This window comes from Type-A symbiont of Plautia stali (assembly GCF_059731155.1).
On record NZ_AP035891.1, the window covers coordinates 401,855 to 425,145 of the forward strand.

Genomic DNA, 23,291 nt, shown 5'->3' on the forward strand with positions numbered 1-23,291 from the left:
TGCAGATTTGACCTCATAAATATGGTAACCAACCGGCAGCGCTATCGTGAAAAAGTCTCCCAGATGATCAGCTGGGGGCACTGGTTTGCCCTGTTTAATATTCTGTTTGCGCTTATTCTAGGCAGCCGCTACCTGTTGGTCGCCGACTGGCCCTCTTTCCTCGCCGGCCGTATTTATGCGTTTACCAGCTGGATTGGCCATTTCAGCTTTATCGTGTTTGCCGCTTATCTGCTGATCATCTTCCCGCTGACGTTTGTCGCCATGTCGCAGCGGTTGCTGCGCGTGCTCTCCGCCGTGGTCGCCACGGCCGGGCTGACGCTGATTATGGTCGACAGCGCGGTGTTCAACCGATTCCATCTGCACCTCAATCCGGTGGTCTGGGAACTGGTGGTCAACCCCGATCAAAGCGAGATGGCGCGCGACTGGCAGCTGATGTTTATCAGCGTACCGCTGATTTTCCTCGTTGAGATGCCGTTTGCCACTTGGAGCTGGCAAAAGCTGCGCAGCCTGAACCGGCGTTCGTTTGGCAAGCCGCTGGCCGCGCTGTTTATCAGCGCCTTCTTTGCCAGTCATCTGCTGTATATCTGGGCCGATGCCAACTTCTACCGGCCGATTACCATGCAGCGTGCCAACCTGCCGCTCTCCTATCCGATGACCGCACGGCGTTTTCTGGAGCGACACGGCCTGCTGGATGCGCAGGAGTATCAGCACCTTCTGGTGCAACAGGGCGATTCGGAAGCGCTGTCGGTGCAGTATCCGCTCAGCGATATTACTTTCCGCGATGGCGGAACGCGCCACAACCTGCTGATTCTGACGGTGGACGGCCTGAACAATGCCACAGTGGATAAAGCGCTGCCGTCGCTTAATCAGTTCGCCAGTGAAAACGTGCGCTTTACCCAGCATTACAGCGCCGGACTGCAGCCGGAAAAAGGCTTGTTCGGCCTGTTCTACGGTATCTCCTCCAGCTACATGGACGGCGTACTGGCGGCGCGCATGCCCTCTGCCCTGCTCGGCGCGCTGAACAGCCAGGGTTATCAGTTCGGCCTGTTCTCTTCCGATGGCTTTAGCCAGCCGCTGTACCGTCAGGCGCTGCTGGTGGATTACAGCCTGCCGCAGGCCGACACACAGCCCAACAGCACCACGGTGACGCAGTGGCAGAACTGGCTCAATGGTCAGAAAGGCGGTGCGCCCTGGTTCTCATGGATTGCGCTCAACGGCGTGACGGTAACCGGCGACAGCACCAAAGCGCGCCAGCGCAGCTATATGCGCCAGGCGGCAAGCGTAGATGAGCAAATCGCGGCGGTGCTGCATACGCTGCAGCAGAATGATGCGCTGAAGAATACCGTGGTGGTGATCACGGCGCAGCGCGCCATCACCTTCGACAACAGCGATAATCCGGGCAACCGCGCGACGCTGCAGGTGCCACTGGTGGTGCACTGGCCGAATACCCCGGCGCAGAGCATCGATCGCCTGACCGATCAGCAGGATGTGATGACCACGCTGATGCAGCGCCTGCTGCACGTGCGCACCAGTCCGGTTAACTATTCACAGGGCGAAGATCTGTTTGCCGCACAGCGCAGTCATAACTGGGTAGCCAGCAGTGAAGATGGCAAACTGGTGGTGACCACGCCAACGGTGACGCTGGTGCTCAGCAACAACGGTAGCTACAGCGCGTACGATGCCCAGGGCAAAAAGCTGAAAGATCATAAACCTCAGCTGGCGCTGCTGTTGCAAGTGCTGACGGAAGAGAAATGGTTCACGGCAAACTGATTAATTATGAGGCAGTTAAGCTGCCGGCATATTGCAATCGCCAACGGAACCAGTAGTATAATCCTCCACGTTCGGCACGTAGCGCAGCCTGGTAGCGCACTGTCATGGGGTGTCAGGGGTCGGAGGTTCAAATCCTCTCGTGCCGACCAAAACCCCAAAAAAAACAGCCACTTACGGCTGATTCTTTTATTGCCTGCATTTTGCGATGGTAAAACCCGGCGCCCCCTGAGCGCGGTGGTTTTCAGCGCGCGAACTGCCACGCGTTTACGGGTTAAACGTTAGCGGGACTTCCGTCTCGCAGGGTTGCACCAGAATGAGCGGGCATTTCTTCACCTTGCACGCCTGCGAATAAGCCAGCTCGCACACTTCGCAGATATCGCGCACTTCCGACTCATATTCATACTCCATGAAGTAGCGAAACGTACCGCTGCGCCAGAAGCGTTGCGGTTCCAGTATTTTATCCAGCTGCCTGAAGGTCAGGGCTGAGGGGTTGTGAAAACCCACTCTTACACGATATTTAGTCATGCCCTGATAATTATCGAGTTTTGGCCGCGTTGCCAGCCGGAAACAATTCTCGCTGGGATAGGGAAAATCTTTGCTAACGATGGCACATCGGGTGCCGCAACCCGATCCGTAACGGTTGCGGCGCAGAGGAAAGGCTTTTACCGTCAGCGCTTGATTTTCAATTCATCATCCCAGCGGTCTGCCGCCGCGTTTGCGGGATCGTGATCCTGCAGCAAAAACTCGCCGTTTTGCTGGGCAATCTGCTCACCGGTATCCGTAATCGCGTTTTGAATAAACACTTTTGCCTGCGCACCATTCACAAAAGTGAGCTGATGGAAGGCGGTTTTGTTGCCCCAGTCTTTTGACGGCGTTGAAATATAGCGGATGGTATAACTCTGGTCCTCAACGCTGCCCTGCATCACGTAGAGGCCATAATGATTTTCACCCTGCGACAGGATTTTATACACCCCGTTGCGTAGTAATAAATCACCGCATCCGGGAACGGCTTTTCATCATAGAGTTTGCGGTAGTGCAGTTTATGCACAAAGGTGGGTTTGCCGGGCACCACTTCAATATTGCCCTGCGCATTCTGAAAGCTGAGAACCGCTGCCTGTGCAGCGCCCACGCTCATGCAACCCAGTAACATTATGCCAGCCAGTTTTTGCATCGTTCGCTCCTTAGCCTCTTTCGTCAGCCACCAGCATGTTACGACCACGCTTTACCTTGGTTAAACGAAGCGGCTATCGGCATGTGATGGACTTCATAATACAGCCATCACAGCAAGGATAGAGATGGAAAATGACTGCGCCATTACAGCGACAGAAGCTGATATTCGTCACCACTGCGACAGGCCCTGACCTTGCTGTTCAGGGTGCAAAATCTTGCAGCATAATCTCGCATCACACTTCATTCATGCTGCGAATCAGGTATTTAACTGAAGTCAGCAAAGCGGACCGGGATCACGTTTTTACTGATTTGTGACAGCATTTCATTAAAGTGAAACAAAAATGTCACAAATTTCCCCTACCCTAAAGCTCCCGTTAATGTGATGGAATCTCGTTATGGTCATCAAAGCAAAAAACCTGCAGGATGCGGAAGAACTCCTGCACTCAGGCATCAGCAAAGTGGAGCTGGCGTATGATATTGGCAGCGATGATTTCTTCCGCCTGGCGAGCCACTGGTGCGACCGTGGTGCACGCATTACCAAAGGCCACCACCATTTTGTGGTGCAGATGAAGAGTTTCGCTATCCCGCCAAATCGCTAACCCGCAGCAGCCTTTTCGGCTTGCTCTGCCCGCGGCTGGCTGGTAAAACACGCTTTTCCATCAGCCGTTACTCGTTATGTTCTCAGCCGAAACGCCCCTGCCGCTGCCCGCTTGTGGTTTTATCACCGCCGCTGGCCACACCGCTGAATCGCTATCGCTGGCGTGGTGCCGCTTTGATCGGCAACAGTGGCACGCCGCTTTACCTGCGCAGTGGCAACTGCCGCTGCCGTCCGCGCTACAGCAGGCAGCCAGCAAACGCAAAATTGAATATCTCGCCAGCCGCTGGCTGGTGCGGCAACAGCTGGGAATCACTGATTTTGTGCTGCACAACGCGCCGGATCGCTCACCGTGCTGAGCCGGCAGGCATCCGTGCTTCACTGTCGCACAGCCATGACTGTGTGGTGATGGCCGCGACGCGCGAGGCATTGTATGTGGGCATTGATGTTGAGCAGGTGATGGCAGAGGAAACCGCGCAGGACACGGCAGAACTGCTGATGAACGCGCAGGAGCGCGCGCTGCTGCAGGCTCAGCAGCTGCCCTTTGCACAGGCGGCAACGCTGCTGTTTTCGCTGAAAGAGAGTCTTTATAAGGCGCTATGGCCGCGGCTGCATCAGCCCATGGCGTTTCATCAGGCTGCGCTGATCGATCTCGACCTGCCGCAGCAGCGCGCGCGGTTGCAGCTGTGTCAGGATTTCAGCGCGGAATTTACCCGCAGCACCGTGCTGGACGCACGCTTCTGGCTGCAGCCGGCGCGCGTGGTCACACTGCTCACTCACCCGGCCTGCACGCAATAAAAAACCGGCGCAGAATGAGCCCGGGCCGGTGACAACACAAGACGACAGAAGTGTTCCAGGGAGGCAGAGACGAGGATCTCTGCTGCGATTCACTGTATCCCGCTGACAACATCTTGCCCAATAAAGGTTTTTGCTAAGCTTTGCCGCCGCCAGCCGTCATTGGCCGGTATCGGTGCGTTTAACGGCGCCCAGCGTGGCCATCTCGCGCTCGCGGCCGGTCAGCTCGCTTAACTGCCCATCGCGCATTTCCAGCAGCCGATCGGCATGAATAAAGTAGTGATCGTCATGGCTGATGGCGAACACGGTTTTGCCGGACGCCTGAAGCCACGGCAGCAGCTCGCGGTAGAAGATGCGGCGGAAGTGCGGGTCCTGATCGGCCGCCCACTCATCGAGCAGCAGGATATCGCGCTCCTCTGCCGCCGCCAGCAGCAGAGCAAGCCGCTTGCTCTGCCCTTTCGACAGCTGCAGGTTGAGTTCCCGGTTGCCTTCCAGCTTGTCCTGCATTTTCAGCCGCTCCAGCCACTGCTGCACCAGCGCCGGATTAGCCGGCTCACCACCGCGACGAATCAGACGGTCAAACAGGTGCACGTCAGTGAATACCGCCGAGAAGTGCTGGCGATAAGCATCAAGGTTATGCCAGTCCACCTCTTTACCGTCCAGCAGCAGGCGGCCTGAATGCGGCTGATACAGCCCGGTCAGCAGCATCGTCAGCGTGGATTTACCGCTGCCGTTACCGCCAATCAGAAACACCAGTTCACCGCGGCGCAGCGTCAGGTTGATCGGCCCGATGGCAAAACCGTGCTCGCCATAGTGGAAACAGACATCACGCAGCTCCAGCGTCTGCCAGTCGCTCACCGTCGGCAGCGCTTTGAAACCGGCGCTGTAGGGAGCCAGATCGAAGGTATTAATTTTCCGCAATGCCACCTGTGCGCTGAGCAGCGTCGGCAGCGCGCCTACTGCGGCCAGCAGCGGCGTACGCAGGAACAGCAGCGTCAGCGAATAGGTCGCGGCGACAGCGGTATTGGCCCAGCCCAGACCGTTGGCCATGAAGAACACAATACCAATCGCGCCGAGCATCATAATGTTCGACCAGTTCACCGCGCTCAGATGGAAGGTATCGGCGCGCACAATATGACGACGATAGTCCGTGGCATTTTCCTGATAGACGGTGTCGTAAATCAGCTGAGCGCGCTCGCGGTTAAGCTGCAGCTCTTTGCGCCCTTCAATGATGGTCTGAAAATCACGGTACAGCTCATCCTCGATGTCACGCAGCTTCGCCATGTGCTGATAGACGCGCGACACCAGCAGCCAGCTGCCGATCAGCGTCACCACCAGCCACAGCGTGGTGATCAACAGCATTTGCGGTGACAGCCACGCCAGATAGATCGCGGAACCCAGCGTAATAATGATGCCCTGAATCAGCTCCGGCAGGCGCACAAACGCGATAGTGATGGCACGCACGTCGCTGGTCAGGCCGGCCAGCAGCTGAGCGTTACCAATCTGCTCAATGCGCTCAACCCGGGTATCCAGAATACGCTTGATAAACTCACCGCGCAGCCGCCAGACAAAATGGTGGCCGAGCTGAGTCAGCGCCAGCTGCGACGCCAGCGTCACCGCCATCAGCAGAAACAGCTGGGCGAGAAAGCCCGGCAGCACGGTGAGCGAGGTATTGACTGCCACGATCAGTTCATTATTGATGTAGGCGATCAGCCCGATACCCAGCGCGGCGCTGAGCAGCGTAAGCACAATCACGCCGATAAACGGCCAGCGGTACTGGCGAAAAACAACCTGAAGCAATGCCATTAAAAATTATCCAGAGGTCAACCAGGCAGCCTGCAGTTTAATGGCGCTTCGGGTGAAGGCAAGAATAATTCTGATCCGTTTTACGGTTACTGGGCGCGGCGGAATGTCAGGTTGTAACGGAACGCGCCAGCCTGCGGATGGATGCCTGCTTTTAGCGGCAAAATGCCGTGATAGCGCAGGCGCGACGGACCGCCCCACACCACGATATCGCCGTGCTCCAGCAGCACGCGCTGCGTCGCATCGCCGCGCTCGAAGCCGCCAAACTGGAACAACGCCGGCAGGCCAAGCGACACCGAGACAATCGGCTGGCGTAAGTCTTTCTCATCCTTATCCTGATGCAGCGTCAGTTTGGCGCCGGGCTCATAGCGGTTAATCAGGCAGGCGTCCGGATTGAAACCGGCAAAGCCGGCCTCCTGCGCGGTCTGCTGCGCCAGCGTGCGGAACAGCGCTGGCATCGGCGGCCATTTACGGCCGCTGCTGACATCCTGTTCGGTGTACTGGTAACCGCGCGAATCGGTCGACCAGCCGAAATCGCCGCAGTTGGTCATGGCGACTGGCATGCGATGTCCACCCGGTGTGATGCGATGGGCAAACGGGTTACGGGCCGCGACGTCATGAATTGCCGCGAGCAGCGCATCAGCCTGCTCGCGCGCCCGACGACGCAGAATCACCGCGCCCTCGGCCAGCGGCTCCTGCCATGGCGCGTCCTCACTAAAAAGATCCAGCACAGTTACCTCCTGTCAGGTCAGGGCTGATCGATAAGAAACGACTTGAACTGTGGCGACATCCAGTGGCTGAAGCCGTCTCCCTGCTTCGTAATCAAATACACCGCCAGATGCTGTTTCAGCGCCAGCGCTTTGGCACGCTCGGTGCCGAGCACCATCAGCCCGGTGTCCCAGCCGTCAGCTTCCAGCGCGGTGGTGGCAATCACCGTGGCTGAGACCAGCCGGTGATCGATGGGTCGGCCGCTGGCCGGATCGATCTCGTGCGAAATGCGTTTGCCATCCAGTTCATAATAGTTGCGATAGCTGCCGGAGGTGCTGATTCCGTGCCCCTGCAGATCAACGCGTGCCTCCACCGCGTTCTCGCGATCGGTCGGTTTCTGGATTGCTACCCGCCACGGCTGCTGGCTGGCATTCAGGCCGCGACTCAGCACGGCCCCGCCCACCGACACCAGATAATTAGTGATGCCTTGCTGCTCCATCAGCCGCGCTAGGTGATCGGTGGCGTAGCCTTCGCCCATGGTGGAGAGATCGACATACAGGCTAGGCAGATCTTTCTGCAGCCACTGGCCGTTCACCGTTTCAATCACGCGCAGGTGTTGCAGGCCGGTCTGCGCTTTGGCGGCGGCGATGACGGCATCCGATGGCGTATGCGCCGGCTGCTGCGCCGGGCCAAAGCCCCACAGATTCACCAGCGGCCCGACGGTAATGTCCATCGCGCCGCCGGTCAGCTGACCGATGCGCAGCGCGCGGGTGACGATATCGGCCATATCGGCACTGACAGGCTGGGGATTCTGCCCCTGATACTGGTTGAAGCGCGACAGCACCGAGTCCTTTTTCCAGGTTGAGAGTTCGCCATCGTCGCGATCAAGCTGCTGCTGAATCGCCTGCTCCAGCGCGGCCTTACGCTGAGCATCCACGCCCGCCAGACTCACGCGCCACACCGTTCCCATGGTTTTGCCTTCCAGCACCAGCGCCTGCTGCGCCGGTTTTTGCTCGCACCCGCTCAGCAGCAGTGCTACCATGCCTGTCAGCAGAATGTTCTGAAAATTCATCAATTCCTCGTCTGGAGCTCATTACTACAGCCTATTACAAAGCATAACTCGCTTGTAAAACCGTCTAAAGCTACTTGAAGTTGATCGCTGGCTGGCACAGCATACTGCGTTCCTGCACGAGAATCCTTACAGGAGCGACAGATGATTTATATAATTCTTGCTATTACCGCCGGGTTATTTGCTTACGGAAGCTTCCGTTGCTGGCAGCACTATCGCCACCGCCTGATTCAGCACTATCCGTCGCGCCGACGTTAAGGCATTGCACCAGTGTCGTGCATCCTGCACCGCTTCAGCGCTGGCACAGCGTAACAAAGCGGCCACGGGGTGCGTGGCGCTGAGAGCGGTGGCATGGCATGAATTGTGCAGCGTTGATGGTGGGTTGAACATCAGCGAGGTGCAATATGAGTAAGGCAACAGAACAACAGGATAAATGGCAGCGCTGGCTGAGCTTTTCCGCCTTTACGCTGGCGGGCGTGGCGCTGGAAGGCAGCCTGCCACCTGCCACCACATCCCTGCAGCAGGCGGCAAAGGTCAGACGCTGGCGCAACGCGCCGTAAATTACAGACCCAGCTCGCTCAGGCCCGGATGATCGTCCGGGCGTCTGCCAGCCGGCCAGTGGAACAGCCGCGCTTCAGCGCTGATCGGCAAATCGTTGATGCAGGCGAAGCGCTGAATCATCAGACCATCGGCACCAAAGTGCCAGTTTTCATTACCGTAGCTGCGGAACCAGTTGCCGCTGTCATCGCGCCACTCATAGGCAAAACGCACCGCCAGCTTATCGTGGTGCCACGCCCATAACTCTTTAATCAAACGATAATCCAGCTCACGGGCCCATTTGCGCTGCAGAAAGGTCACGACGTCCGCGCGGCCGTTAACGAATTCGCTGCGATTGCGCCAGCGGGTATCTTCACTGTAAACCTGCGACACGCGCTGCGGATCGCAGCTGTTCTAGGCATCTTCCGCCATACGCACTTTTTCTAAGGCACTTTGATGATCGAACGGGGGAATGAGCATTTTTTATCTCCTGATGATGTAGACAGGTCTGTCGACTTGATCCATCCTGCCGTATGTAGACAATCCTGTCTACCCCCGAAAACAGGAATTTTTTCTTATGCTCGCACCCCTGCTGTTTGATGCCAGCGCCAGCGCGCGTGACCGCATCCTGCTCAGCGCGCAACAGCTGTTTTATGCGCAAGGCATCCGTGCTACCGGCATCGATAAAGTGATTGCCGCGGCTGGCGTGACCAAAGTGACCTTCTACCGCCACTTTCCGGCCAAAAATGACTTAATTCTGGCGTTTCTGCAGCAGCGCCATCAGCGCTGGATGAGCGGCTTTCGCAGCGCGCTGGCGCAGCAGCCTGCCATCAACGTGGCGCTGCAGGCTGCGTTACTGAGCTGGTTTCAGGAGGAGGATTTCCGCGGCTGTGCGTTTATTAATAGCGCGGCAGAACTGGCTGATACCCTGCCGGAAGCGAGCGCACTGATACGTCAGCACAAGCGTGAGATGGCGGCCGCCATTGCCGAAAGACTCAGCACGGCGCAGCAGGATAAAACCGGGCAGATCGTGTTGCTGGTGGATGGCGCAATCGTGCAGGTTCAAATGGGGGAAACGGCGCAGCAGGTTACGGCAACGCTGCAGGCGGCGCTGAACGCGCTGCTGGAGAGCAGAGCGTGACCCGCAGGCCACGCTCTCCGGCTTAGAACTGGTAAACCAGGCCCAGCGCAACGATGTCGTCGGTGTTGATACCGGCCGCATCGGTGAAGTTGTTGTCGTCCAGCAGGTTGATCTGGTAATCAACATAGGTCGACATGTTTTTGTTGAAGTAATAGGTCGCACCCACGTCGACATATTTTTTCAGGTTCTGGCTGCCGTAACCTTCGATATCGCTGCCGCGTGAGGAGACGAAGGCCAGAGACGGACGCAGACCAAAGTCAAACTGATACTGTGCCACCAGTTCCCAGTTGTCCGCTTTGTTGGCATAGCCGTACGCAGCGGACTCCACCGCGCCGAAGCGGGTTGCGTTGTAAGAACGGGTGTACATCGCCGCCAGATACACGTTGTTAGCGTCATATTTCAGACCGCCGGTGTAAGCTTCGGCTTTATCACCGCGACCGAGAATGCCTGGCGCGTTGCCGTTCTGATTGTTGGTACGGTCAGACTGGAACATCGCCGCACCCAGACCGAAGCCGGAGCCCAGATCGTAGGTCGTGCTCAGGCCCCAGCCGTCGCCGTTCTCACCCAGTATATCACGACCGGAAGAGGATTCGGTTGGGTTGTCGTTTTTGCCCTGATACTGCACGGCAAAGTTCCAGCCATCCACCAGACCGAAGAAGTTGCTGTTGCGGTAAGTCGCTAGGCCGTTGCTGCGCTGGAACATGAAGTTGTCCGCACCGTAGGTGTCACCACCAAACTCAGGCAGCACGTCAGTCCAGGCGCCGATGTCATACAGTACGCCGTAGTTACGGCCGTAGTCGAACTAGCCCGCATCACCGAATTTCAGACCGGCGAAGCCGACACGGGTGTAGCTGTTAGCGGTGCCCTGCGATTCTGCGGTGTTCAGCGCAGCCTGGTACTCCCACTGACCGTAGCCGGTCAGCTGGTCGGTCACCTGAGTTTCACCTTTAAAACCAAAACGCAGGTAAGACTGGTCACCGTCCTGGCTATCGTTGTCCGAGAAATAGTGCAGGCCGTCTACTTTGCCGTAGAGGTCTAATTTGTTGCCATCTTTGTTATAAATTTCAGCTGCGCTTGCTGAGCCTGCCACCAGCAATGCAGGAATCATCAGGGAGAGAACGCGACGTTTCATTTTATTACCGTCTGTAATGTGCCTTTCATATGTGCCACTGCTAACTGAATGCTTAAAAATTCAGCCGGCAAGCTATTGTTATTTTATGGAGAGCAATAATCTATCACGAAAATGATACTAAATTTCCGAAAGTGTTTCATCGTATTAAATAGTCACTTCTAAATGTAAGTTTCGCGGAACTAATAATCAGCACACATCGGCGAAAAAATATCGCACTAATTGATAAACAGAATTTTATTAATTTAAATACAGACAGATAAGATAACCTGCCGCACTGAATGATAAAACTTAACGCCACTCAGCGCATACAATTACTCCCGCTATCATCATTTATTTCATTATTACCTTCATTCACCCCGAATAAGAGATTTACCCTAATTCCCGCCGGACATGATTGTCCGGCATTTTTTTGCCTGCCAATTTTCCTCAGCTTTGTAATTTTATGTAAACCTGTTTACTGGTGTTAAATTAACCGCCACTCAGGACGCCATTATTTGTTCTTTTTCGCACTTTTTGTTCATTGCTTAGCCATGATTATGCAATGTTAATTTCTGGGCGTAATAAAGTTGAACAGCAATATAGCCGATGCGTTTGCCCAACCGTTTGCGGAATATTCTTTACCACTATTCAGTGAGTTAGCGTTGCCGCAGCAATCGATTTTCACCCCAACTTAAGCCAAATTTTCACTGAATCCGTCCGTTTAATAACGGCCAAAGAGCTTATGAAGTCCAGGAAATGTCTGGAAAAGCGCAGCGCCTGGCAAAAGATCGGTAATATGCTCTTTTCTAGCGACCATTTTGCCCTGCTCTTATTCCTTCATTGAGCGGTGCCGCGCCAGCTTTAATGCTAAACTTCGTCGCTCGAACGACTTATGACAACGACACCTTTATGACAGCACTGGACGCCGCACAGCCCAACAAATTGCATCAGCGTGTCAATCTGGGAACACGCCTTGTTTTTCTCATCGCCGGTTTAAGCATGTCTGCCTAGGCGCCGCTGGTGCCGTTTGCCAGCCAGCGTCTCCAGCTGACGGGCGCGTCGCTGGGCGGCCTGCTGCTGTGTCTGGGAATTGGTTCACTGGCGGCAATGCCGGTGACCGGTGCGCTGGTGGCACGCTTTGGCTGCCGCCGCGTCATGCTGTGCTCCACGCTGGTGGTGCTGGCAGTACTGCCGCTGCTGGCGACGCTGGATGTGATGTGGCTGATGGCCGCCACGCTGATGGTCTTCGGTGCCGGGCTCGGCATGCTGGATGTGGCCATGAATGTGCAGGCGGTTGAGGTTGAGAAAGCGGCGGCGAAGCCGATGATGTCTGGTTTCCACGGTTTCTTCAGCCTCGGCGGTATTCTTGGCGCCGGCGCGGTCAGCCTGTTACTTGGAGCGGGTCTGACACCGCTGCAGGCAGTCGGCGTTATCATGCTGCTGATGGTGCTGCTGTTGCTGTGCAGCCTGCCGACGCTGATGACGGAGCGCCTGCATCAGCCCGATCAACCCTGGCTGGTGATCCCGCGCGGCTGGGTCGCCTTCCTCGGTTGCCTGTGCTTTATTTTGTTCCTTGCGGAAGGCGCGGTACTCGACTGGAGCGCCCTGCTGCTGCTGCAGAGCCCGGGCATGAGCGTGGCGCACGCCGGTCTGGGTTACGCCATCTTCTCCATCGCCATGACCCTGGGTCGCCTGACGGGCGATAAAGTGATTCAGCGCTTTGGCCGCGATCCGGTGATGCTGACCGGTGCGCTGGCGGCGGCAGCCGGCATGACGCTGGCGGTGCTGCTGCCGTGGCCGCAGGCGGCGCTGCTGGCCTTTTTACTGGTGGGCTTTGGCCTAGCCAATACCGTCCCGATGCTGTTTAATGCCGCCGGTAATCAACAGGATATGCCGGCCAATCTGGTGATTTCCGCCATGACAACGCTCGGCTATGCGGGTATTCTTTCAGGCCCGGCTTTAATCGGCTTTATTTCCCAGTGGCTCAGCCTGAGCGGCGCGTTTTTACTCAATCGCCCTGCTGCTGCTGGCGGTTGCCGCCAGCGCCCGGCTGGTTGCGCGTTAATTGCAGGATCCTGAGACACCTATGCTGCCTTATAAATTTCCGCTGACCTCCGGCAACGTAACGCGCTTTTTCGTGGTGTTTAACCTGGTGCTGTTTCTCGCGCTCAGCGCCATGGTGCATAACAGTGTGAATGCGTGGATCATGGAAAAGCGCTATACCATGACCGACCTGGCGCGCGCGATGCAAAAACGCATTGATGCTTATCGCTTTGCCACCTGGCAAATCTATGAAAATCTCGCCACCAGCGCCGCGGGCTCTACGCCGAGCAGCAGCCTGCAGGAGACGCGCCTGCGCCCGGATGTTTACTATCTCGAGAAAACCCGCCGCAAGACCGAAGCGCTGATTTTTGGCTCGCACGACAGCAGCACGCTGGATATGACGCTGCGCATGTCCAATTATCTCGATACGCTGTGGGGCGCTGAAAATCCGGCGTGGTCGATGTACTTCCTCAATGGTCAGGACAACAGCCTAATCATGATCTCGACCCTGCCGCTCAAGGATATGGCGACGCGCTATAAAGAGAGCGCGATCAATACGCTGGTGGACAGCCGCCGCGCCGAAATGCTGCAGCAGGCCAATGCGCTCGACGAACGCGAAAGCTTCTCGCCGCTGCGCCACTTTGCCTGGCAGAACGATCACTACTTCACGCTGCGCACCACTTTTAACCAGCTAGGTCATTTAGCCTCGGTGGTGGCGTTCGATCTGCCGGTTAACGATTTGATTCTACGCAGTATGCCGCTGGAGAACTTCCAGCTGCGCCAGGATGCCAGCCAGCCCGGCAGCGCCACCAGCGATGACGCCAGCAGCGAAAGCACTGCGGTGACGCTGGTTAACCCGAATCTGGAGATTGCCGCCACGCTGCCCAGCACCTCGCTCCAGCTGGTGTACCGGGTGCCACTCGCCAGCCTGGCGATGGATACCCTGCACAACCTGATGTGGCCGCTGCTGATCAACCTGTTGCTGTTCCTGCTGTCTATTGCCGGCATCACGCTGTTGCGCCAGCAGTCGCTGCGACCGAATGAGAACCAGAGCGCCGAGCTCGATTCGCTGCGTATGCTGAACGAGGAAATTGTCGCCAGCCTGCCGGTCGGGCTGCTGGTGTATGACTTTGGTACCAATCTCACCCTGCTGAGCAACAAAATCGCTGAGCATTTGCTGCCGCACCTCAATCTGCAGAAGATCATCAATATGTCCGATCAGCATCAGGGCGTGCTGCAGGCCACCATCAATAACGAAGTGTATGAGATTCGCCACGCGCGCAGCATGCTGTCGCCGCACACCCAGCTGTTTATAATGCGCGATCAGGATCGCGAGCTGCTGGTGAATAAGAAGCTGCAAAAAGCGCAGCAGGTGCTGGATCGCAACCACCAGATGCGCCAGCAGCTGATGCAGAATCTTGGCCATGCGCTTAATCGCGTCCGCTGCAGAGCATGGTGACGCAGCTGGTGCAGCTCAGCCAGCGCGATGACGACGAGAGCGTGCTGGATCTGCTGGATGAGAGCCAGGGTCTGGCGCGGCTGGTGGACAATATCGTCCTGCTCAACCGGCTGGAAGCCCACGACTGGTCGCCGGATGCGGGCGTGTTTAACCTGCAGGATATGCTGGATGAGATTGCGCTGGAGAGCCTGCCGCTACTGCGGCGCAAAGGGCTGACGCTGGTGGTCAACAATCAGCTGGCCAACGACGAGATGCGCTTTGGCGATCGCCGCGCGCTGCGTAAAGTCCTGACTACGCTGATGCACTACGCGCTCACCACCACGCAGTGGGGCAAGATTTCCCTTGATATCAAAGCCAGCGACAGCAAAGCCAACAGCGTGCTGTTCCAGCTGGTGGATACCGGCTCAGGCCTGACCGGCGACGAGCTGGCCAACGTCGATTTCCCTTACCTCGGCGAAACCACGCAGGATCGTTACGGTCAGGCGTCCGGCATGGCGTTTTTCCTGTGTAAGCAGCTGTGCAAACAGATGGGCGGACAGCTGGAGATTATCGCCAAACCGGATATCGGCACGCGCTACAACATTCAGCTGCCGCTGGCGCTGGAGCAACAGAGCGAGCAGGAAGAGAAACTGCTGGAAGGCGTGACGGCGCTGGTGGATATCGCGGTCGAAGACGTACACAAAATTGTCTGCCGCCACCTCGAGAACTGGGGGGTAAATTGCCTGACCTCGGACGAACGCTTGTCCGGGCAGGAGCATGATGTGCTGGTGACGGACGATCCGGCGCGCCTGCACGGCTGGGCGCTGTTGCTGGCGGGCGACGAAATGGGGCATCACGCCCTCAACGACCAGCAATTCCGGGTCAATTTCAATCTCAGCAATGCGCTGCTTGATGCGCTGCTGGCCCTGATTGAGAAGCAACTGGCTCACGATTCGATAGAGGAGAGCGACGACGATGAGGCTGCTACGCCGCTGCTGAGCGGCGGCTATTTCCAGCTGTTTACGGAGACAGTACCGCCAGATGTGAAGAGACTGTATACTGAGTCGGCGGAGAAGAACTATCCCTCGCTTGCTCAGACAGCGCATCGCCTGAAAGGCGTGTTTGCCATGCTCAATTTACTGCCGGGTAAGCTTTGTGAAGAGTTAGAACAGCATATTAAACTGTGCGACGATTTAACCATTAAAAATACCACCAGTGAAATTGACGCGTACGTCAACCAACTGCTGCAGCAAGGTAACCAATAAGATGAATAACCTGAATGTAATTATTGCCGATGACCATCCAATCGTTCTGTTCGGTATCCGTAAATCTCTGGAACAGATCGAATGGGTGAATGTGGTAGGTGAGTTTGAAGACTCAACAGCACTGATCAATAGCTTGTCCAAACTGGATGCCAACGTCCTGATTACCGATCTGTCGATGCCGGGCGAAAAATACGGCGACGGCATCACGCTGATCAAGTACATCAAACGTCATTATCCGGATCTCTCCATTATTGTTCTGACCATGAACAATAACCCAGCGATCCTGAGCGCGGTACTGAATCTGGATATCGAAGGCATCGTGCTGAAACAGGGTGCACCGACCGACCTGCCAAAAGCGCTGGCAGCCCTACAGAAAGGCAAAAAGTACACGCCGGAAAGCGTGGCAAAACTGCTGGAGAAAATCAGCGCCGGCGGCTACGGCGACAAACGTCTGTCACCGAAAGAGAGCGAAGTGCTGCGTCTGTTCGCCGAAGGCTTCCTTGTTACCGAGATCGCCAAGAAGCTGAACCGCAGTATCAAAACCATCAGTAGCCAGAAGAAATCAGCAATGATGAAGCTGGGCGTGGATAACGATATCGCGCTGCTGAACTACCTCTCTTCCGTCAGCGCCACTCAGGTCGACAAAGAGTAATCCCTGCGGCGGTGCTTCGGCACCGCCTCTCCTCTGCCCTGCTTACCCTTCCCGGCTTTTGCGTACGCGTTCGGCATACAGCGCCAGCGTTGTTTTCAGCACATCCAGCGTCACCGGTTTTGACAGGCAGTTATCCATGCCGGCATCCATACAGCGCTGTTTCTCTTCCGCCAGTGCGTTAGCGGTCACCCCAATGACCGGGAAAGCATGCCCCAGCTGGCGCAAACGCTGCGTCAGCCGGTAGCCGTCCATGTTTGGCATGTTGACGTCGCTCAGTACGATATCGATATGGTTGCGGCTGAGCACGTTGAGCGCATCCACACCGTCCTGCGCCGTTTTGGTCTGATAGCCCAGTGTGCCGAGCTGTTCAGACAACAGCATCCGGTTAATCGGATGGTCATCAACGATCAGCACCATGATGTCTTCATAGCTGGAGACCTGCTGCGGTACCGGCAGTTCCAGCGTAGTCGCCGTTTCGCTGCCGATGGCAATGCGGTAAATCCGGCCCAGTAGCAGCGGCAGATCGTGCAGCGTCGCGCTGCTGTGCACCCATTGTCCCGGCGTCGTTTCCTGCGGCATATCAATGTGTTCACCGTAGATGCGGATGCGCGCGCGTACCGTCTGCGCTGGCGCGTCGTGGTGATCGCAGATAATCACATCGTCTGCCCCAGCCCGCCCCTGATAGTGCGCGACTTGGATGCCCTGCTGCTGTAGCAGACGCAGCAGGAAGGCCGCCAGATAGTCGTTGCGCAGGTCGAGCCAGATGGCTTTTTCCTGCAGACCATCCAGTAGCAGCGGCGCGGGTTGCTGTCCGGCGTAGATCGGAATACGCACCACGAACTGGCTGCCCATGCCCGGTTCAGAATCGACTTCGATGTCGCCATCCATCATGTTGATGAGCTTTTCACAGATCGCCAGTCCCAGCCCGGTACCCTGGAAATTACGCTGCACGCCGGAGCCGACCTGGAAGAACGGGTCGAACAGGCGCGTGATCTCTTTTGCCGGGATTCCCACGCCGGTGTCGCGCACGCGAAACGCCAGATACCCCTCTTTCACATAGGCGTGCAGGATAATGCAGCCGGTGTGGGTGAACTTGATGGCGTTGTTAAGCAGGTTGGAGATCACCTGCTGCAGGCGCAGCGGATCGCCGTCCAGCGCCAGCGGCACATCATTCTCGATGAACACATACAGCGTCAGGCGCTTGCGCACCACCAGCGACAGATAGTTGCTGGCAATATGGTTGACCACCTCACGCGGCGAGAATGGACGCTGCTCAATCTTCAGCTGCTCGGACTCGATCTTCGAGAAGTCGAGAATATCGCTGATAATTTTTAGCAACAGGCTGGATGAGTTGTTCATCGCCGTGACCAGCGAATCCACACCTTTCGGCAGCGATTTGGTCTGCAGCATATCGAGGTTACCGATAATACCGTACAGCGGCGTACGCAGTTCGTGACTGACGGTGGCGAGGAACATAGACTTGGACTGGCTGGCCTGCTCGGCGGCGTGCGCCATCTCCTGCAGCGACTGCTCCATGCGCACGCGCGCCGAGACGTCGACCAGCACGCAAATCGCCACGTTCTCGTTGCGGTAGCGCGAATGAACAAAGCTGATTTGCAGGTTAGTGTTACTGCCGGTCAGCATATCGACAAAATTAACCTGCTGGCCGCCGATGATTTCGTTCAGCCGCAGGCGATCTTCCTGCGTCAGCAGCGTCAGATAGTTATGCGCCAGTTCATTACTGAGGATGTTGGTGCCATCGCTGGTACGCAAAATACAGATGCCGACCGGCGCTGACGCGACAGTCTTTCGGTTGAACTGCTCGTGCTCTTCCAGCCGGTGAGCGTTGTCTTCCGCCGGCAGGAACATGCGGCGTTCGAACACCCACGCCAGGGTAAACAGAATCAGCGCGCTAAGGATATTGAGCAGCAGCGCGTTGATCAGCATCAGCTTGAGCTGATCCATCAGCACATCGGTCGACAGCGACCACACCACATTGAGGCTGGACGGCGGCAGCGGCTTTTTCAGCACCAGCTGACGATAGCCGTCAAGATAACCAAACCAGGTGCTGTTATCCGGCAGATCGTCCAGCGAATAACCGGGTCCGCCGCGTCGTGAGCTGATCAGCGGGCGATAGTTTTCATCGGTGATGGTGGCTACCAGCGGCAGCCCGCCGGGCTGAATAAATTCATCCAGCCGGATGTTCTGTTCCACGCCGAGCAGCGCCTGCAGTTTGTTGGCGACGTAGACCAGCACCACCATGTAGAAGTTACCAATGCCTGGCTGGCTGCTGTTGGTAATCCAGTACATCGGATTACGCCGCTCTTCCTCGTTGCCGCTGCGGTAGTGCAGCACGTTTTCGCGCAGCGCCTTCAGGCTGCGTTCGCGATCGACCGGATTATTGTTACCGATGGTGAAGTCTGCCAGGCACTGATTTTCGCCGCCAATAAAGAACACCCGATTGAGTTCATAGGCTGAGGCAAAATTGCTTTTCCAGTAGTTAATGAAATAGCTCAGTGAATCGAGCGAGTTACGCCAGGTGTTGCTCATTGACGTGCAGTCACCGTCAGTAAACAGCGGCGTAAACTGCGGCAGCGTGCTTTTGCCGCCCGGCATGCCGTTGAGCATATCCAGCCCGTTGACGCTGCTGCTCAGGCGATTCTCGGTGATGTACTTCAGCTCGCGCATCACATCCGCGGAGTGGCGCACATACCATTCGGCCTGACCATAATTGATGGCAAACTCCTGGCGCACCGCGTTCTCTTTCTCGTGCAGCACATTGATGATGTAGAAAGTGGTCAACAGTGCACCCAGCGACCAGAGCAGCAGTGCCAGCGCACGAAACAGGTAGCGCGAGATGCGAAGCGTGGTGCGAAAGGAGACGAGATATTTCAAAAGAGACTCACTGGCGGCAAGGGTTATCGGGACGTTGAAAAGTTCTCATACACTAGCTTTATCAGGGCGAAAAAGCCAGTTGGCACGCGACTTTGGGAGTGAAAGTCAGACAAAAAAAACGGTAGGTCGGTTGCCCTGACCTGCCGCTTGTGACAGACAACGAACGGTTACTCTTCGTCGTCTGTTTCCGGTGCGTCGTCGTCGCTGTCGACTTCCGGTGCGATATCGTTTTCGCCTTCTGCCACGCTGCCGTCGAGTTCTTCCTCTTCCACCGGTTTAGCAACGCGCTGCAGGCCGACCACGTTTTCATCTTCCGCGGTACGAATCAGGATCACGCCCTGCGTATTACGGCCCACCACGCTGACTTCCGACACGCGGGTACGCACCAGCGTACCGGCATCGGTGATCATCATGATCTGATCGCTATCCACCACCTGTACCGTGCCAACCACTGGCCCGTTACGCTCGGTGACTTTAATCGAGATCACGCCCTGCGTGGCGCGCGATTTGGTCGGATACTCGCTGTTGGCAGTACGCTTGCCGTAGCCGTTCTGCGTTACGGTGAGAATCGCGCCCTCTTCACGTGGCACAATCAGCGACACCACTTTGTCGCCTTCGGCCAGCCTGATGCCGCGCACGCCCGAGGCCGAACGGCCCATGGCGCGCACCGCGCTCTCCGCGAAGCGCACCACTTTACCGGCGGCAGAGAACAGCATCGCTTCGTCGTTACCGTTGGTCAGCGCCACGCCAATCAACTCATCGTCTTCACGCAGGTTGATGGCAATGATGCCGGCACTGCGCGGACGGCTGAACTCCTGCAGCGCAGTTTTCTTCACGGTACCGTCTGCGGTCGCCATGAAGATGTTGAAGCCTTCGGTGTATTCACGCACCGGCAGAATCGCGGTGATACGCTCGTTGGCTTCCAGCGGCAGCAGGTTGACGATCGGACGACCGCGCGCGCCACGGCTGGCTTCCGGCAGCTGATAGACCTTCATCCAGTAGAGGCGGCCACGGCTGGAGAAGCACAGAATGGTGTCGTGGGTGTTGGCCACCAGCAGACGATCGATAAAGTCTTCTTCTTTAATGCGCGCCGCCGATTTGCCCTTACCGCCGCGACGCTGGGCTTCATAGTCTGACAGCTGCTGGTATTTGACGTAGCCCTGATGCGACAGGGTGACCACCACATCTTCCTGGTTGATCAGGTCTTCGATGTTGATGTCAGCGCTGTTAGCGGTGATTTCCGTGCGGCGTGCATCGCCAAACTGATCGCGCATCGCCACCAGCTCTTCACGGATCACTTCCATCAGACGTTCAGCGCTCTGCAGGATGTGAATCAGTTCGGCGATCTGGTCCAGCAGCTCTTTGTACTCGTCGAGCAGTTTTTCATGCTCAAGGCCGGTCAGTTTCTGCAGACGCAGATCAAGAATGGCCTGTGCCTGCTGCTCAGTCAGGTAGTAGCGACCGTCGCGAATACCAAACTCCGCTTCCAGCCACTCCGGACGCGCGGCGTCGTCACCGGCACGTTCCAGCATGGCTGCGACGTTGCCGAGATCCCACGACTGCGCCAGCAGGCCGCTTTTCGCTTCGGCTGGCGTCGGAGCCCGACGAATCAGCTCGATAATCGGATCGATGTTGGCCAGCGCAATTGCCAGACCTTCAAGGATGTGCGCACGATCGCGCGCTTTACGCAGTTCGAAGATGGTACGACGCGTCACCACTTCACGGCGGTGGCGAACGAAGGCTTCAATGATCTCCTTCAGCGTCATGATCTTCGGCTGGCCCTGATGCAGGGCAACCATGTTGATGCCGAAAGAGACCTGCAGCTGCGTCAGTGAGTAGAGGTTGTTGAGCACCACTTCGCCGACTGCATCGCGTTTCACTTCAATGACGATACGCATGCCGTCTTTGTCAGATTCGTCACGCAGGCCGCTGATGCCCTCAACGCGCTTCTCTTTCACCAGCTCAGCAATTTTCTCGATCAGGCGCGCTTTGTTCACCTGATACGGGATTTCATTGACGATGATGGTTTCACGACCGGTTTTGGCGTCGGTTTCGATCTCGCCGCGCGCGCGGATGTAAATTTTACCGCGCCCGGTGCGGTAGGCTTCTTCAATGCCACGACGACCGTTGATAAAGGCGGCAGTCGGGAAATCCGGCCCGGTAATGTGCTCCATCAGCCCTTCGACGCTGATGTTTTCATCTTCGATGAACGCCAGACAGCCGTTGATCACTTCCGTCAGGTTGTGAGGCGGAATGTTGGTCGCCATGCCGACGGCAATGCCGGAGGAGCCGTTGATCAGCAGGTTAGGAATTTTGGTTGGCAGTACTTCTGGGATCTGCTCGGTGCCGTCATAGTTCGGCACAAAGTCGCCCGTCTCTTTTTCCAGGTCAGCCAGCAGTTCAGAGGAGATCTTCGCCATGCGCACTTCGGTATAACGCATCGCTGCGGCGGAGTCGCCGTCGACCGAACCGAAGTTACCCTGACCGTCGACCAGCATGTAGCGCAGGGAGAACGGCTGGGCCATGCGCACGATACTTTCGTACACAGCGGAGTCACCGTGTGGGTGATATTTACCGATAACGTCACCGACCACACGGGCAGATTTTTTATAGGGTTTGTTCCAGTCGTTACCCAGTTCGCTCATGGCAAAAAGCACACGGCGATGCACCGGCTTCAGGCCATCACGTACATCAGGTAAGGCTCGGCCAACGATGACCGACATGGCGTAATCGAGGTAGGAGTTTTTCAACTCTTCTTCGATATTGACCGGTGCAATTTCTCTCGCAAGGTCGCTCATGGAGCAGCTATCCCTCTACATAATCCCGGATTTTAAAGGTGCGAAAGTATATCACATCGCTTACGTGCGGTGAACGTAAAGCAGGGTTTTGTGGCGCTTTTCCTTTGCGCTGAGAGATGCCTCGCAGGGTTTATACGTTTATACTGGTGGCATATTTTGTCAGGAGTCATGATTCAATGAATGAACAACCGCAGGAAAGCCGCCAGAACGTTGACCACGCCGAAATTGCTAAGTTTGAGGCGGTTGCATCACGCTGGTGGGATTTAGAGGGTGAATTTAAGCCGTTGCACCGCATTAATCCCCTGCGTCTTGGCTGGATTGCCCAGCATAGCCATGGGCTGTTCGGTAAGAAAGTGCTGGATGTCGGTTGCGGCGGCGGCATTCTCGCCGAAAGCATGACGCGTGAAGGGGCGGAGGTCACCGGTCTGGATATGGGCGCCGAGCCGCTGGAGATCGCGCGTCTGCACGCGCTGGAGAGCGGCGTTAGCGTCAATTACGTGCAGCAGACGGTTGAAGCCCATGCGGCTAACCACGCCGGTCAGTACGACGTGGTGACCTGTATGGAGATGCTGGAACACGTGCCGGATCCGCGTTCCGTGGTGCTGGCCTGCGCGCAGCTGGTGAAACCGGGCGGCGAGGTGTTCTTCTCCACCATCAACCGTAACCCCAAAGCCTGGCTGCTGGCGGTGTTTGGTGCTGAATACGTGCTGCGCATGGTGCCGCGCGGTACCCATGACGTGAAAAAATTTATTCGTCCTGCCGAGCTGCTGAACTGGGTGGACGAGACTGCCCTGCGTGAACGCAATATGATTGGCCTGCACTATAATCCGCTGACCAACCAGTTCCGCCTTGGCCGCGGGGTGGACGTCAATTATATGGTGCATACCCACCGTCAGGCATAAACGACGCATTCCGCCTGCCTGCCCGTGTGCAGCGCTTTTGTAGCGGCGCGATTTATTACGCGAGAAATCGCGCCGGTATGGAATGTACAACCTGCGGTTTACTCAACTGAACGGCATAACGCCCTGCACGCCGCTAGTCTTCCTTTCATTTCGAACACGCCCGGTTTATTCACGCGCTGGCCCTATCCAGATCAATTTCCTTTTAGACGCTGCGATGCGCTTTTTGTAAGGTGAAAAGGTCATAAAAAATTCATAAGCAAACGCAGATAAGTTCGCTGCTGACGGAGCGGCGCGGGCTTTTTTCGCCTGGGAAATTTCCTGAATCGCAGCGGTTGAGCAATAAACACGCGCTCGATCAAAAATTGAAAAAAAACTGTTTTCCGTTGACACCAGGTGCAGGCCTTGTGGCGTGGGGATCCAGGATTTTCGCCACCCCCTAGGGCGTAAAATTTTGTGAAAATCAACTCTTGTGATGATCCGATTGCTGACTAGAATACTCACCATATTGTTGTTCAAACTTTCCGCACCCCCTATATATAGTGTTTATCCACAGCCTTACTCACAATGAGCCGCCTGTGAATAGACGGGGGATAATTTTG

At 56.6% G+C, this 23,291-nt stretch carries 16 protein-coding genes, 1 tRNA gene and 5 pseudogenes; 12 read left to right on the forward strand and 10 right to left on the reverse strand.

Annotated elements, in window-relative coordinates:
- Nucleotides 1–21: 21 nt before the first annotated feature.
- Nucleotides 22–1,770 (forward strand): LPS biosynthesis-modulating metalloenzyme YejM, encoded by a 1,749-nt coding sequence (gene yejM, locus AC6I8M_RS02130; RefSeq protein WP_010618080.1) that lies wholly within the window; start codon nt 22–24, stop codon nt 1,768–1,770.
- Nucleotides 1,771–1,842: 72 nt separating this feature from the next.
- Nucleotides 1,843–1,919, forward strand: a tRNA-Pro gene (locus tag AC6I8M_RS02135).
- A gap of 115 nt (nt 1,920–2,034) precedes the next feature.
- Here the strand turns inward: AC6I8M_RS02135 and AC6I8M_RS02140 are convergent.
- Nucleotides 2,035–2,295, reverse strand: coding sequence for a hypothetical protein (locus AC6I8M_RS02140; RefSeq protein WP_022548163.1), 261 nt, complete (start codon nt 2,293–2,295; stop codon nt 2,035–2,037).
- Nucleotides 2,296–2,438: 143 nt separating this feature from the next.
- Nucleotides 2,439–2,941: pseudogene (locus AC6I8M_RS02145) on the reverse strand (hypothetical protein).
- 394 nt (nt 2,942–3,335) lie between these two features.
- Between AC6I8M_RS02145 and AC6I8M_RS02150 the strand changes: the two are divergent.
- The 3 genes from AC6I8M_RS02150 to AC6I8M_RS02160 all read left to right on the forward strand — a co-directional run bounded on the left by AC6I8M_RS02150 (nt 3,336) and on the right by AC6I8M_RS02160 (nt 4,333).
- Nucleotides 3,336–3,539, forward strand: coding sequence for a hypothetical protein (locus AC6I8M_RS02150; protein ID WP_010618078.1), 204 nt, complete (start codon nt 3,336–3,338; stop codon nt 3,537–3,539).
- A 76-nt stretch (nt 3,540–3,615) separates the two neighbouring features.
- A complete protein-coding gene (locus AC6I8M_RS02155) occupies nt 3,616–3,894 on the forward strand; it encodes a hypothetical protein (protein WP_022548160.1) in 279 nt (92 codons plus the stop codon).
- Nucleotides 3,895–3,943: 49 nt separating this feature from the next.
- The gene (locus tag AC6I8M_RS02160; protein ID WP_318285016.1) at nt 3,944–4,333 is read left to right on the forward strand and encodes a 4'-phosphopantetheinyl transferase family protein; all 390 of its coding nucleotides are present in this window, start codon (nt 3,944–3,946) and stop codon (nt 4,331–4,333) included.
- Nucleotides 4,334–4,489: 156 nt separating this feature from the next.
- Here AC6I8M_RS02160 and AC6I8M_RS02165 read toward each other — a convergent pair whose 3' ends face one another.
- The 3 genes from AC6I8M_RS02165 to apbE all read right to left on the reverse strand — a co-directional run bounded on the left by AC6I8M_RS02165 (nt 4,490) and on the right by apbE (nt 7,913).
- Entirely contained in the window at nt 4,490–6,136 is a 1,647-nt protein-coding gene (locus AC6I8M_RS02165; protein ID WP_058948660.1) for a multidrug ABC transporter permease/ATP-binding protein, read from the reverse strand.
- A gap of 86 nt (nt 6,137–6,222) precedes the next feature.
- Nucleotides 6,223–6,864 (reverse strand): DNA oxidative demethylase AlkB, encoded by a 642-nt coding sequence (gene alkB, locus AC6I8M_RS02170; protein WP_010618076.1) that lies wholly within the window; start codon nt 6,862–6,864, stop codon nt 6,223–6,225.
- Between the two features lie 17 nt (nt 6,865–6,881).
- A complete protein-coding gene (gene apbE / locus AC6I8M_RS02175) occupies nt 6,882–7,913 on the reverse strand; it encodes an FAD:protein FMN transferase ApbE (protein WP_010618075.1) in 1,032 nt (343 codons plus the stop codon).
- 141 nt (nt 7,914–8,054) lie between these two features.
- On the opposite strand from apbE, the gene AC6I8M_RS02180 reads away from it, so the two are divergent.
- Both AC6I8M_RS02180 and AC6I8M_RS02185 read left to right on the forward strand, forming a co-directional pair.
- Complete coding sequence (locus AC6I8M_RS02180) at nt 8,055–8,168, forward strand: response regulator (RefSeq protein ID WP_195910841.1); 114 nt, start codon at nt 8,055–8,057, stop codon at nt 8,166–8,168.
- A 146-nt stretch (nt 8,169–8,314) separates the two neighbouring features.
- Nucleotides 8,315–8,470 carry a hypothetical protein gene (locus tag AC6I8M_RS02185; RefSeq protein ID WP_010618074.1) on the forward strand — a complete coding sequence of 52 codons (156 nt, stop codon included), beginning with the start codon at nt 8,315–8,317 and terminating at the stop codon, nt 8,468–8,470.
- Between the two features lies 1 nt (nt 8,471).
- Here AC6I8M_RS02185 and AC6I8M_RS02190 read toward each other — a convergent pair.
- A pseudogene (locus AC6I8M_RS02190) lies at nt 8,472–8,927 on the reverse strand (nuclear transport factor 2 family protein).
- A gap of 97 nt (nt 8,928–9,024) precedes the next feature.
- Between AC6I8M_RS02190 and AC6I8M_RS02195 the strand changes: the two are divergent.
- Nucleotides 9,025–9,588 (forward strand): TetR/AcrR family transcriptional regulator, encoded by a 564-nt coding sequence (locus AC6I8M_RS02195; RefSeq protein ID WP_010618072.1) that lies wholly within the window; start codon nt 9,025–9,027, stop codon nt 9,586–9,588.
- Between the two features lie 22 nt (nt 9,589–9,610).
- Here the strand turns inward: AC6I8M_RS02195 and ompC are convergent.
- A pseudogene (gene ompC, locus AC6I8M_RS02200) lies at nt 9,611–10,720 on the reverse strand (porin OmpC).
- 996 nt (nt 10,721–11,716) lie between these two features.
- Between ompC and AC6I8M_RS02205 the strand changes: the two are divergent.
- The 3 genes and pseudogenes from AC6I8M_RS02205 to rcsB all read left to right on the forward strand — a co-directional run bounded on the left by AC6I8M_RS02205 (nt 11,717) and on the right by rcsB (nt 16,097).
- Nucleotides 11,717–12,764, forward strand: a pseudogene (locus tag AC6I8M_RS02205) (MFS transporter).
- Nucleotides 12,765–12,788: 24 nt separating this feature from the next.
- Nucleotides 12,789–15,445 (forward strand): annotated as a pseudogene (gene rcsD, locus AC6I8M_RS02210) (phosphotransferase RcsD).
- A gap of 1 nt (nt 15,446) precedes the next feature.
- Nucleotides 15,447–16,097 carry a response regulator transcription factor RcsB gene (rcsB, locus tag AC6I8M_RS02215; RefSeq protein WP_010618069.1) on the forward strand — a complete coding sequence of 217 codons (651 nt, stop codon included), beginning with the start codon at nt 15,447–15,449 and terminating at the stop codon, nt 16,095–16,097.
- 42 nt (nt 16,098–16,139) lie between these two features.
- On the opposite strand, the gene rcsC is transcribed toward rcsB, so the two are convergent.
- Nucleotides 16,140–18,992: a two-component system sensor histidine kinase RcsC gene (gene rcsC, locus AC6I8M_RS02220; RefSeq protein WP_058948659.1), complete on the reverse strand. Its 2,853-nt coding sequence runs from the start codon at nt 18,990–18,992 to the stop codon at nt 16,140–16,142.
- A gap of 167 nt (nt 18,993–19,159) precedes the next feature.
- On the reverse strand, nt 19,160–21,790 hold the full coding sequence (gyrA, locus tag AC6I8M_RS02225; RefSeq protein ID WP_498013649.1) for a DNA topoisomerase (ATP-hydrolyzing) subunit A: 2,631 nt from the start codon (nt 21,788–21,790) through the stop codon (nt 19,160–19,162).
- A gap of 176 nt (nt 21,791–21,966) precedes the next feature.
- Between gyrA and ubiG the strand changes: the two genes are divergently transcribed.
- Nucleotides 21,967–22,692, forward strand: coding sequence for a bifunctional 2-polyprenyl-6-hydroxyphenol methylase/3-demethylubiquinol 3-O-methyltransferase UbiG (gene ubiG, locus AC6I8M_RS02230; protein WP_010618066.1), 726 nt, complete (start codon nt 21,967–21,969; stop codon nt 22,690–22,692).
- Between the two features lie 165 nt (nt 22,693–22,857).
- Here the strand turns inward: ubiG and AC6I8M_RS02235 are convergent, their stop codons facing one another.
- Entirely contained in the window at nt 22,858–23,208 is a 351-nt protein-coding gene (locus tag AC6I8M_RS02235) for a hypothetical protein (RefSeq protein ID WP_153005894.1), read from the reverse strand.
- Nucleotides 23,209–23,291: the final 83 nt, after the last annotated feature.